Genomic DNA, 12,199 nt, shown 5'->3' on the forward strand with positions numbered 1-12,199 from the left:
CATAAACTGCCGGGCAGAGCCTAGCCGCGAGGGTATCGGGATGGACGTTAAGCCGATCGATATCAGCGCCCGCCTCGACGCGGAGCACCGCGCCGTGTTCGATGCGCTGCCGCGCGAACCGCGCGACTGGACCGACATCCCGGCGGTGCGCGCCAAATTCGTAGCCGACCGCAATGCGCTGCCGCAACCTCCCTTGCCGCCGTCGGTCGAGATATCCGATCGCCGGGTACCGGGTCCCGCCGGAGCGCCGGATCCGCGCCTGCGCCTTTATGTCCCCCGGACGGGAATGCAACCGGCGGCGCTCTACTGGATCCACGGCGGCGGAACGGTGATCGGCGATCTGGAGATGAACGACCATTACTGCGCCAACATCGCCGATCAGCTGGGCATCCTGGTCACCTCAATCGAATACCGACTGGCACCGGAACATCCTTACCCGGCCGGTCTGGAGGACTGCTACGCGGGACTCGCGTGGGTGTTTGCCAACGTTGTCGAGCTGGGCCTGGACAACGCACGCATCGCCGTCGGCGGCGGCAGCGCCGGGGGTCTGCTGGCGGCCGCCTTGGCGCTCCTGGCGCGCGACCGCGGCCGGCTGAGGCCCTGCTTCCAATTGCTGGTCTACCCGATGCTCGACGATCGCAACTCAACCCGCAGCGCGAACGCGGTCACCGATCCGCGGGTGTGGGACCGGGCCTCGAGCCTTGCCGCCTGGGACGCCTATCTGGAAGGCGAGGCCGGAACCGCGAACGTTCCCGCGCACGCCGCACCGGCCCGCGCAACGGACCTCGCCGGCCTGCCGCCGGCCTACATCAACGTCGGCGACCTGGACCTTTTCCTGGACGAGGACGTAGCCTACGCCCAGGCACTGGGCGCGGCCGGCGTGCCGGTGGAGTTGCACGTCTACCCCGGGGCCTATCACGGATCACCCGGCGCGGTCCCTGCCGCCCAGCTTTCGCGCCGTTGGATTACCGACGAACTAGCCGCGCTGGAGCGCGCCTTGCAGCTGGGCGAACCGAAGACTACCAGCTGACAACCAGGAGGCAGCGAAGGTGGATATAGACGTCATCGACATAAGCTCGCGTCTCGACGAGGAGCACCGGCGCGTATTCGATTCGCTGCCGTTGACCGCGCGCGACTGGTCCGACATCCCGGCGCTGCGCGACTGGACGGCGGCCCAGCGGGCGAAATTGCCGGCCGCGCCGATGCCGGCCGCCGTGGACGTCTCCACCCGATTTGTCCCCGGTCCGTCCAACGGGCCCGACGTCGAGCTTCGCGCCTACCGCCCGCACGACCTGCCCGAACGGGCGGCGGCGGTCTACTGGATCCACGGCGGCGGAACGGTCCTGGGCCAGGCCGACATGAACGATCCATATTGCGCCAACATGGCGGCCGCTCTCAACGTGCTGGTTACTTCGGTCGAGTACCGCCGCGCCCCCGAGCACCCGTTTCCGATCCCGCTGGAGGACTGCTACGCGGGATTCAAGTGGCTGGCCCTGACCGGCTCCGAGTTCGATGTCGACCGCGATCGCATAGCGGTGGCCGGCATCAGCGCCGGCGGCCTGCTTTCGGCAGCGCTTTCCCTCCTGGCCCGCGACCGCGGCGAATTTCTCCCCTGTCTGCAGTTGCTGAACGCGCCGATGCTCGACGACCGCGCCGAAACCCGCAGCAGCCACGCTGTCCTCGACCCGCGAACCTGGGACCGAGACTCGAACCTGGCCGCCTGGAATGCCTACCTGGAGGGCAACGCCGGCGGCGCCGAGATCTCTCCATACGCCGCCCCGGCGCGGGCCACCGAACTGGCCGGGCTGCCGCCGGCCTACGTAAACGTCGGCGATCTCGACGGGCTGCTAGACGAAGATGTCGCCTACGCCCGGGCGATGTCGCACGCCGGCGTCCCGGTCGAGCTGCACGTCTACCCGGGCGCGTACCACGGCTCGGCGATAAGCATTCCGGACGCCGCCCTCTCACGGCGCTGGATCGCCGACGAGCTGGCGGCCCTGGGCCGGGCGCTCGGGGTCTAGCGCGCCGAATCCGCGCCCTTCAGGCGACGCGGAACTTTTCGACGCCGTCGGGGTCGAGGTCGATCCCCAGTCCGGGTTCCTGGGGCACCGCCAGCATCCCGTCGACCGCGCTCAGGCGCTGGCGGGTGATTTGATCGCGCAGGGTCGTACCCTCTTCGACGACGAATTCAGTTATGAACGAATTGGGGATCGAATTGAGAAAGTGCAACGCGGCGGCGACGTTGATGTAGGTGGTGAATCCGTGATTGACGCAACGCAGCCCGCGATCGGCGGCCAGGCTGGCGATCTTTACGGCTTCGGTGAAACCGCCGCAGCGGGTCAGATCGATCTGCACGATGTCGATCTTGCCCTTGTCCATCAGTTCGATAAACGAACGGCGCTCACTCTCTTCTTCGCCGGCCGCGATCGGCAGGTCGGTGGCCGCGCTAAGCCGCGCGTACCCTTCGTAATCGTCCGGGTGCAGGGGCTCCTCCAGCCAGTAGATGTCGTAATCGGCAAACCGGCGAGCCCTCTGAATGGCGGTCTTGGCGTCCCAGACCATGCCGGCGTCGATCATCAGGTCGGCGTCGTCACCCAGACCGGCGCGGGCCTCGCGCACCAGCGCGATGTCGGTTTCCCGGCTCTGCCCCATCGGCTCCCAGCCGAACTTGACGGCGTCGAAACCGCGGTCGCGGAACCGCTCGGCGCGGCTCCGCGTCTCGGCCGGGGTCAATCCGAAAAGAGCACTCGCGTAGGCGCGGATTCGGTCGTGAAATCCCCCGCCCAGCAGCTTCCAGACCGGCAGCCCCAGCGCCTTGCCCTTGATGTCCCAGAGGGCGATGTCGATTCCGCTCATGGCGTGGATGCCGACCCCGCGGCGCGCGGCATAGATGTTCTGGCGGTACATCTTCTGCCAGAGGAATTCGGTCCGCAGCGGATCCTCGCCGACAAGCAATTCCCCGAGGCCGCAGATCAGCGGATGGGAATAGGGTCCCTCGATCAGTCCCTTGACCGCCATCGGCGCCGAATCAACCTCGCCGATCCCGTGTATTCCGGCGTCGGTCTCGACCCGAACGATCAGGGCGTCCTGACCGCTGTCGGTCCGCGGATTTACCGCCGGAAGACGCAGGTAAAGCGTCTCAACCTTGGTGATCTTCACTAATTGCCCCCGGATCCCTCGGCGACGGAGGCCGCCCCACCGTCGGCCATCGCGATAGCTTCAATTTAGGCGATGCCGGCCGATCATTGCCGGACCCAGCCGGTAGTAATCTGCGGCGCGGGCCGGCCATCCGCCCACACGATGTGGTTGCCGCCCGGCAAATCCCGCGGCGGCCCTTGATACGATCGACGAAAATGAGGAACACTCGAGCGCTTGGAATCGACTTGGCATGCGGCGACTGCCTCCGTTGAGAGCCCTACCGTTGCTGGCGCTGCTTGGCGTATTCGCCTTTACGCTCGCCGGAGCAACTCCGGCGGCCGCTTCCGGGCCGTGCCAGGTCACCGCCGCGGCAGTCAACGGACCGGGCGGTGTCGATCTGGTGGCCGGCTCGCCGCTCAGCACCCCGCTGGCGATAACGATCGATTGCGACCGACCCGCGCGGGTGAAGTTGCGCGCTCCCGGCGGCGGTTTTTCGGAGCACTGGGTCGCCGGACCCTCACCGGTCCGAATCGACTACAAGCGCGCGTATCTCTGCCACGGCCAATCGGCCCGGGTGCTGGCATATTCCTCCGACCTGAACTGGTCCGCCGCTGTCCCGATCAACGGACTCGGAGCCCTCCCGCAGTGCGACGTCCTGCTCCGCCGGGGGTCGACGTGGGTGAAATGGACCGGCCCGCGGACCGCAATCGGCGATGCGTTTGCCGGTAGGGCGCTCGGCTGGCTGAACTGGGAGCGCAACGGCGGGGGTACGGTCCCCGGGCTCACCGTCTGGTCGCTGGTGCCGGGCAGTTCACCGTTGATCCTGGGCTGGGGCGATGACGTGCCACGGGTGTTGAGCGGTCTTTCGCACCTGGTGCCGGGCCGGAGCTACCTGCTCGTGTCAGATCGGGACCGGGCCTGGACGTTCCCCCGGCCGCCGACGCGGCGTTCGGTGTTCGAGGATGCCCAGGTGGTTTCGTTCTACGGGCACCCGAATGTGCCGGTGATGGGCGTGCTGGGACACGGATCGCCGGCCGAGGTGGCGGACGAAATCGCGGTCTGGGCGGCGCGCTACGACGCCCTGAATGGACCGCGCGCGGTGATCCCGGCCTACCACCTGATCACCGGCGTGGCCCAGGCCAATCCGACTGCCGATGGAACCTGGCTTTACCGGCTGCCTCGGGCCGGTATCGCCCCCTATGTGGAAGCGGCCCGCGAACGCGGGATGCTGCTGTTCCTGGATGTCCAGATCGGCTGGAGCGATCCCTTGCGGGAGGTCCAGCTGCTGGAGGAGTTCCTGCGCGAGCCGTTCGTGCACATGGCCCTCGACCCTGAATTTGCCACCGAGACCTCCGGACTGCGGCCCGGGCTGGCCATCGGAGGCATCAATGCGGACCAGATCAACGCGGTCCAGCACTATCTGGCCGACCTGTCGCGCCAGGAGGGCATACCGCCCAAGATCCTGATGGTGCACCAGTTCACCGCGCACATGATCGAGGACCGCGCCGCCATCGAGAGCGTCGACGACGTCGAACTATCGATCGACATGGACGGGTTCGGCGGGATCGGCATCAAGCTGCGGCATTACGGCTGGTACGCCCTGACCGCACCGTCGGAGCGACCGGCCTTCAAGATCTTTTTCGACCAGGACACGCCGCCGATGACTCCCGAGCAGGTCCAGGCCATAGACCGGCGGCCGGATCTGATCATGTACCAGTAGGTCCGTTGTCCCGATACTGAAATTGCCGGGCCGGCGCACGAAATTCGGCGCCGACATTCCGGTCGGGGAGGAACCGGTCCGAGGATGGCGACCGCGCAAATAGCTACTGCAAGTCCGAGTCGGTGAGCGGTGCGTTACACGCACGTAATCGTGGGCGCCGGGGCGGCCGGCTGCGTGGTGGCCAACCGATTGAGCCAGGACCCGGGCAACAACGTCGCCCTGCTCGAAGCCGGGCCGCCGGATTCGAACCCGCTCATACACATTCCGGCCGGCGTGACCCGATTGGCCGCCCCGGAGTTCGACTGGGGATTCAGTAGCGCCCCGCAGCCGCAGCTAAACGACCGCCGGCTCTGGTACCCGCAGGGTCGGACGCTGGGCGGATCAACCTCGGTGAACGCGATGATCTACGTTCGCGGACAACCCCGCGACTACGACCTATGGCAATCGCTCGGCAATCCCGGCTGGGGATACGCCGACGTCCTTCCCTGGTTCCGCCGTTCGGAGCGGCACGCGCGCTTGAGCGACGGGTACCACGGAACCGAGGGCGAGTTGGGCGTGGCCCGGCAGACCACCTACAACCCGCTTACGAGGGCGTTCGTCGAGGCCGGCCAGGAGCTAGGCCTCGCCCAAAACGAAGACGTGAACGGGTCCGTTCAGGACGGAGTCACGCTCTACGATCAGACGCGCCGGAACGGGCGTCGCGAAAGCGCCGCCACCGCCTTTCTGCATCCGGTAGACCGGCGCGAAAACCTCACCGTCCACACCCGCGCCCTGGCAACCCGGATCCTGGTCGAGGGCGGTTGCGCGGTCGGCGTTGAGTACCGTCAACTGGGCCGGCGCAAAACCATAAATGCCGAATGCGAAGTCATCGTCAGCGGCGGAACGATCAATTCGCCGCGGCTCCTCCTGCTCTCCGGAATCGGACCCGCCGACGAGTTATCAGATCTCGGCATCGAGGTCGTGCACGACCTGCCCGGCGTGGGCAAGAACTTCCAGGACCATATGGACGTATTCATCGCCGCCGAGACCCGGCCGGTCTCCTACTCCCGCCGAAACCGGGTCCACAACCGCCTTCGCCACATGCTCCGGTACAAGCTCTTCGGTACCGGTCCGATGGCCGCGGCGATTGCCGAGGCCGGCGCATTCGTCCGTTCGGACGATTCAGTCGCAGGGCCCGACATCCAGATCCACTGCCTGCCATCGTTCGTGGTGGTCAAGGACGGCCCGATGCTGCTCGACGGGCACGGGATGAGTCTGTTTATCCTCAACACCCGACCCCGCAGCAGGGGTTCATTGACCCTCAATTCGCCCGACCCCGACGATCCCCCGCGGATAGATCCAAACTTCTGTTCGGATCCGCAGGGGCATGACCTGAGGATCGCGGTCGAGGGGATCAAATGGGGCCGCCGGTTCCTTGCGACCCGCGCGCTGTCGGGTTTAGTCCGCGAGGAACGCGTGCCGGGGGCGGCGGTCGCCGACGACGACCAGATCCGGGAATACATCCGCGGTTGGGCAAAAACCGGCCATCATCCGGTGGGGTCCTGCGCAATGGGCAACGGCGAGATGGCGGTCGTTGACAACCAGCTGCGGATTCGCGGCCTGGACCGCCTGCGGGTGATCGACGCATCGGTGATGCCGCGTCTTGTCAGCGGCAACACGCAGGCACCGACTTACATGATCGGTGAACGCGGCGCCGCAATCATCCAGGCCGGCAAGCTGGTTTGACCCGGCCCGGCACCGGCAGGTCCGGAAACGCCGTCCGGGCGTTGTGAAATCATCAACCGGGCATCGGATCTGGTGAGGCCAGGGATCAGTCGTGCGTGAACCGGTCATCGCCCTGCTGGCATTCGCGACCTTGACCCTGGCGCCCGTCGAGGACAACGGTCAGCGCACCGCCGACCCCGTGGGCGGGCAGCCCGATGCCGAGCGGGCAATTGCATCCGAACCGGCCGAAAGGGCGATCCTGGAGGGCTTTTTCGAGTCGGCCGGCGGTGCCGAATGGGTCGATTCGTCAGGATGGTTGACCGAATCGCCGCTATCCGAATGGCACGGAGTCACTACCGACGAAGAAGGCAACGTCACGGCGATCGGTCTTGCGGGCAACGGGCTCCGCGGCGAGATCGCACCGGAGCTGGGCGAACTCGAGCGCCTTGGGCAGCTGGATCTGTCGGCCAACGCCCTGCGCGGGGCGATACCGGTCCGGTTCGGCAAGCTGGCACAACTGCGGTCGCTTTCCCTGCGCGGCAACCGGCTCAGCGGATCGATTCCGCGTGCCTTGGGGTCGGCCGCGAGCCTGACCCTGCTTGACCTTTCCGACAACCGGCTCGTCGGTCGCATTCCCGACGAGATTGCCGAACTCGCGTCCCTGGAAATCATGGACCTATCCGGCAATCGCCTGCTGGACCGCATCCCGCCCGGGTTCGGGTCAATCGCCGAATTGCGCCGGATCGACTTGTCCGCAAACATGCTCACCGGCCAGATCCCGCCGGAACTGGGCGATCTGCAAACGCTGACGAGTCTGCGCCTTTCCGGAAACCAGCTTTCCGGGCCAATCCCGCCCTCAATTACGTCACTCAATTCGCTGGCCGTGCTGGACCTGACGGACAACGGTCTGGACGGCACGCTGCCAGGTGACTTGCTCACCTTGCCCGCGCTCGAGCACCTCGATCTTTCCGGGAACAGCTTAGCCGGCCCGATTCCGGACCAGGTCCCAGAAGAGAGCCGGCTGCGAGTCCTCCGGCTCGCCCGCAATGAACTCACCGGACCGGTGCCGGCGGCAATCGGCGGATTCGGCCAGCTTCGCGAGCTGGACTTGTCCGAAAACTCGCTCGACGGGCCGTTTCCAGCCGCGGTGCGCGGCCTTTCCGCGCTGCAGGCGCTGCGGCTGGGTGGCAACCGGTTCCAGGAGGGGCTGCCGGACTGGATCGGCGAACTCGCCGGATTGGAGCAGCTGCACCTGGAGCGAAATGTATTCATGGGGGCGATCCCGGTCGAATTGCTCAATCTAGACCGGCTGCGCGAGCTTGTCCTGGGCGGCAACCACTTCGCCGGTCACATACCGGTCTGGTTGGCGGGCATGGAGCGGCTCGAGTGGATCGACCTGAGCAACAACTCGCTGTCCGGTCCGATTCCGGCTCAACTGGCCGAGATCGAGGGCCTGCGCCGCCTGGAGCTCGGTGGGAACCGCCTCAACGGGACGATTCCATACTGGATCGGCGGCATGGATCGCCTCGAATGGCTTTTCCTCAACAACTGCGATCTGACCGGCCCGGTGCCGCCGGCGCTTGCCCGGCTCGCGCGCCTGCGGCGCCTCGACCTTTCCGACAATCGCCTGAGCGGGCAGATTCCGCCCGAGCTTGGCGAACTCGCCGAATTGCGCTGGTTGCTGCTCTCCGGCAACCTTCTTACCGGGCAGATCCCGCAGGAGCTAGTCGCCATTGCCGGCCTGGAACGCCTGCACCTGGGCGAAAACCTTTTTGCCGGCCCGGTGCCTGAACTCCTGGGGGAATTCGGCCGGTTGCGCGAGCTGGAACTACATTCCAACCGTTTCTCCGGCCCGCTGCCGGCGGCTCTGGCCGACTTGCGGCAGCTGCGGATTCTGCGACTGGATAGCAACTCGCTGTCCGGCCCAATCCCGAAATGGGCGACCGAACTCACCGAGTTGACCTATCTGAATCTTGCCCGCAACCGGTTCATCGGGGAGATTCCCACCGAAATCGGAGGCATCGAGCGCCTGCGGCGCCTGCGGCTTGAGCACAACCTCCTTAACGGCCCGCTTCCGGAAACTTTGGCCGACCTTTCCGCATTGACCGACCTGCGGGCGAACGGCAACAACCTTTCCGGGCCGCTGCCGCAGGGACTTGATCGGCTGCAGGCCCTGACCCGGCTCCACCTGCAGCACAATGCGCTGAGCGGCGAGATTCCGCCGGGAATCGGCGAGCTTGTCCGCATGTACTCGCTGGACCTCTCCCACAACAACTTCACCGGCCCTCTTCCAACCGGATTAGGCAATCTCGCCGAACTGTTCGAGCTCTATCTGGCCGGCAACCGGTTCACGGGCTGCGTCCCGACGGAGGCCCTGGCGCTGGAACTCGGGTTTACGGATCTGGACCAGTTGAGCCTCCCCGCCTGCGACGTGGCCCTGGCCGAGTTGACTGTCCGGGGCGGCGCGATGACCCCCGGATTCGCGAGCGACCGCTTCGAATACCGGTTCGTGACCGATCCGGTCGAGGGACCGCCGGCGCCGCTGACCCTGACCCCGGTCGCCTTCCCGGGCGCCGGGCGACTGGAATTCCTGGACGGGGACGGCATCCCTCTCGACGACGCCGACCCCGCACTGGACGGATTCCAGGTGGCGCTGCCGGAAGTCGGATCCGGCGGGTACCCGTTCAGTCTGCGGGTCCGCCTGTCAGCCCCGGAGCGAACGTCCGAATACCGCATCGAAGTTGACCGACCGCGACCTGACGACGCAGGACTTTTCGGGGTGCTGATCGATCAGCGGCCGATCATCGGCGACCGGGAAATCGCGCACCGGGTTGGCCATGCGACCCGAATGCTGGCGATCCGCCCCCTGCCCGCCAATCCGGACGCATCGGCAAGCATCACGGGTGTCCCGTTCGAAATCGACGCGGGCGGCAACGTCCTCCTGCGGCTCGCGGTGGGACTGAACCGGGCGTTGATCCAGACGGTTTCCCCCGACCGATCCGCGGTAGCGACGGCCGAAATCAGCATCGAGCGCCTGCCCGACGAGCGCGCCATTCTGGGCGAGCTCTTTCATGCCGTCGGCGGTCCCGGTTGGCGGGCAGCCGACGGCTGGTTATCTCCCGTCCCGCTCGCGGACTGGCACGGGGTGGAGACCGACCGGGCCGGCCGGGTGATCGAACTGGACCTGGCCGGCAACGGCCTCAACGGGGTCCTCCCGCAAAGCATCACCGGCCTGGCGCACATGCGGCGCTTGCTGCTCGCGGACAATTCGCTGAGCGGGCCGATACCCGGGTCATTGGCCGGGCTGACCGAACTGCTGGAACTCGATCTGGCCGGGAACCGGTTTGCCGGACCGGTACCGGTCGAGCTGGCCCGGTTGCCGCAACTTCGGGTGCTCGGGCTCGACCGCAACCGCTTCGAAGGCCCCATTCCCGAGGAACTGGCCGAGCTGACCGGACTCGTTGCGCTGGGCCTGTCCGAGAACAGGCTGGTGGGCCAGATCCCCGGGCGGCTGCAGCGGCTGGACCGGTTGGAGATCCTGCGCCTTGCCGGCAACCGGCTTACCGGTTGCGTGCCGGCGGGCATGCGCAACAACACCCTCCGGTTCCACGACTTTGCCGAACTAGGCCTTCCCTACTGCGACATCGGCCTGACGCGGTTGGAAACAGGGCCGGCGGTGCTGGTTCCAACGTTCGACCCGGAGCGCACCAGGTACCGGCTGAGCATTCAACCGGCAGACCCGCCAATCGACCGCATCACGGTCAACGCCGCCGCCTTTGAACCAGAGTCCCGGGTTCTGTTCCTGGATGCCGGGTTCGAGCAGCTGGAGGACGCCGACCCGACGCTGTCCGGATTTCAATTCGACGTGGCCGACCTTGCGGCAGATTCCCAGCCAAAAATCCTGCGGGTGCGGGTAAGAAGCCGGACGTTCCTGCAGACCTACACGCTCTGGATAGAACGCGCCCGGCCCGGGGATGCCGGGCTGCACTCGGTGGCGTTCTCCGGGTCGATATCGTCGCTGCCGGCCGACCGCAACGTTCTGCGCCGACAGGTCGCGACCGAGACCGAGTCGATAGAGTTTGCGCCCATCCCCACCGATCCGGCCGCAACCCACCAGCTGCTGGCGTTGCTGGGTCCGGACGGGAACCGGCAACCGCTGCCCGACAGCGGAAATATCCCGCTGCGGATCGGCCCCAACATCCTGATCGCCCGGATTACCGCTGCCGATGGAACCCGGCACCGAGACTACGTCTTCGTGATCGTGCGCGCTTCGGGACCGCCCGGCGCATCCGCCATCACGTCGGCCGCCCGTTCGGCTGATTCGGCGCTGCTGCGTTGGGGTGCTCCGCAAGACCCGGATGGGCCGCCGATTACGGGTTACCACGTCAGGTACATATTCGCCGGCGCCGCCGGGTTGGCCGATTTCTACTGGACGTTTGCCGGGCGGGCCCGCAACGACCTCGAAACCGTCCAGGTGATATCTGGGCTGGAACCGGGGCTTGCGTACGCATTCCAGGTCCGGACAGTCAGTGGAAACGAAATCGGCGAATGGTCGGACGCTGCCCTGCTGGGGCCGGTCGATTAGCCCGTTAAGGCTGTTCGGCGGAGACGTTTTTGAGTGGTCCCGATACTAGAAAACTGCGGCGGAACCGGCTAAAAGCTTGCGCTCCGGTCGGCGCCGTTCCCAACCTAAATCAGCCGGAGACTGACATGGATTTTGGACTAACTGGTCGAAATGCCCTGGTGGCCGGCGGCGGGCGCGGCATCGGCAAGGCGATCGCGCGCGCGCTGGCCGGCGAGGGATGCGACGTGGCGATCGCGGCCCGCACCAGCAGTCAGGTGGAGGACTCGGCGCGCGAGATTTCGGGGCAAACCGGGGCAACGGTGATTCCCATGGTCATGGATGCCCTCAGCACCGAGCAGGTGAACCGAACCGTCGACGCGGCCGCCGAGCGCCTGGGCGGACTGCATATCTTGGTAAACAGCGCGTCGCACCCCGGCGGGGCGGCCGACGCGATCGGTTACATCGAAACCGTGAACGAGGAATCCCTGCTCAGCGACTTCGACGTCAAGTACGTCGGGGCCCTCCGGCTGAGCCGGGCCGCGATCCCGTATCTGAAAAACGCCGGCTGGGGACGCATCATCAACATCTCCGGAGGGAACGCGCGGAATGCCGGCAATCTCAGCGGAGGGGCGCGCAATGTCGCTCTCGTTCACCAGACGAAGACCTTGTCAATCGACCTGGGCCCACACGGCATAACCGTCAACTGCATCCATCCCGGCGCAACTCGCACCGAGCGAACGCCCGGGATGCAGGCCGCCCAGTCCCGCGATCTTGGTATTTCGCCGGAGGAATTGGAACGGCGCCAGTTCGCCCCGGGCGCCGCGTCAGGCAACGCCGTCGGCCGGATGATCGAAGCCGACGAAGTGGGCTATCTTGCCGCGTTCCTGGCCTCGGACAAGGCCGCGGCGATTACCGGGGAGGTCATTTCGGCCGGCGGGGGCATCGGGAGCGCGGTCTTCTACTAGCAAAAAAGTGTCGGCGGCCAACTTAGACTGCCATCAACTCGAACGCGTCGCCTTTTGACCGCCATCGTCGCAGACAGGGCAATTAACCCGCTGCGCTTGACCCCGCTG

At 66.5% G+C, this 12,199-nt stretch carries 7 protein-coding genes; 6 read left to right on the plus strand and 1 reads right to left on the minus strand.

Annotated elements, in window-relative coordinates; translation table 11 throughout:
• Nucleotides 1-40: 40 nt before the first annotated feature.
• Together F4X41_00735 and F4X41_00740 are read left to right on the plus strand one after the other, a co-directional pair.
• Nucleotides 41-1,030: an alpha/beta hydrolase gene (locus F4X41_00735; protein ID MYB15553.1), complete on the plus strand. Its 990-nt coding sequence runs from the start codon at nt 41-43 to the stop codon at nt 1,028-1,030.
• 19 nt (nt 1,031-1,049) lie between these two features.
• On the plus strand, nt 1,050-2,021 hold the full coding sequence (locus F4X41_00740; protein ID MYB15554.1) for an alpha/beta hydrolase fold domain-containing protein: 972 nt from the start codon (nt 1,050-1,052) through the stop codon (nt 2,019-2,021).
• A gap of 19 nt (nt 2,022-2,040) precedes the next feature.
• Here the strand turns inward: F4X41_00740 and F4X41_00745 are convergent, their stop codons facing one another.
• Entirely contained in the window at nt 2,041-3,159 is a 1,119-nt protein-coding gene (locus tag F4X41_00745; GenBank protein ID MYB15555.1) for a mandelate racemase/muconate lactonizing enzyme family protein, read from the minus strand.
• Nucleotides 3,160-3,406: 247 nt separating this feature from the next.
• Here F4X41_00745 and F4X41_00750 point away from each other — a divergent pair, with 247 nt between their 5' ends.
• The 4 genes from F4X41_00750 (at nt 3,407) to F4X41_00765 (ending at nt 12,091) form a co-directional block, all read left to right on the plus strand.
• On the plus strand, nt 3,407-4,858 hold the full coding sequence (locus F4X41_00750; GenBank protein MYB15556.1) for a hypothetical protein: 1,452 nt from the start codon (nt 3,407-3,409) through the stop codon (nt 4,856-4,858).
• 129 nt (nt 4,859-4,987) lie between these two features.
• On the plus strand, nt 4,988-6,583 hold the full coding sequence (locus F4X41_00755; protein MYB15557.1) for an alanine-phosphoribitol ligase: 1,596 nt from the start codon (nt 4,988-4,990) through the stop codon (nt 6,581-6,583).
• 91 nt (nt 6,584-6,674) lie between these two features.
• Nucleotides 6,675-11,147, plus strand: a complete 4,473-nt coding sequence (locus F4X41_00760; GenBank protein ID MYB15558.1) for a hypothetical protein — start codon at nt 6,675-6,677, stop codon at nt 11,145-11,147.
• A 125-nt stretch (nt 11,148-11,272) separates the two neighbouring features.
• Nucleotides 11,273-12,091 carry an SDR family oxidoreductase gene (locus tag F4X41_00765; protein MYB15559.1) on the plus strand — a complete coding sequence of 273 codons (819 nt, stop codon included), beginning with the start codon at nt 11,273-11,275 and terminating at the stop codon, nt 12,089-12,091.
• Nucleotides 12,092-12,199 lie beyond the last annotated feature (108 nt).

The sequence above is a fragment of the Chloroflexota bacterium genome (assembly GCA_009840625.1).
In the GTDB taxonomy this organism is placed as follows: Bacteria; Chloroflexota; UBA11872; order UBA11872; family VXNJ01; genus VXNJ01.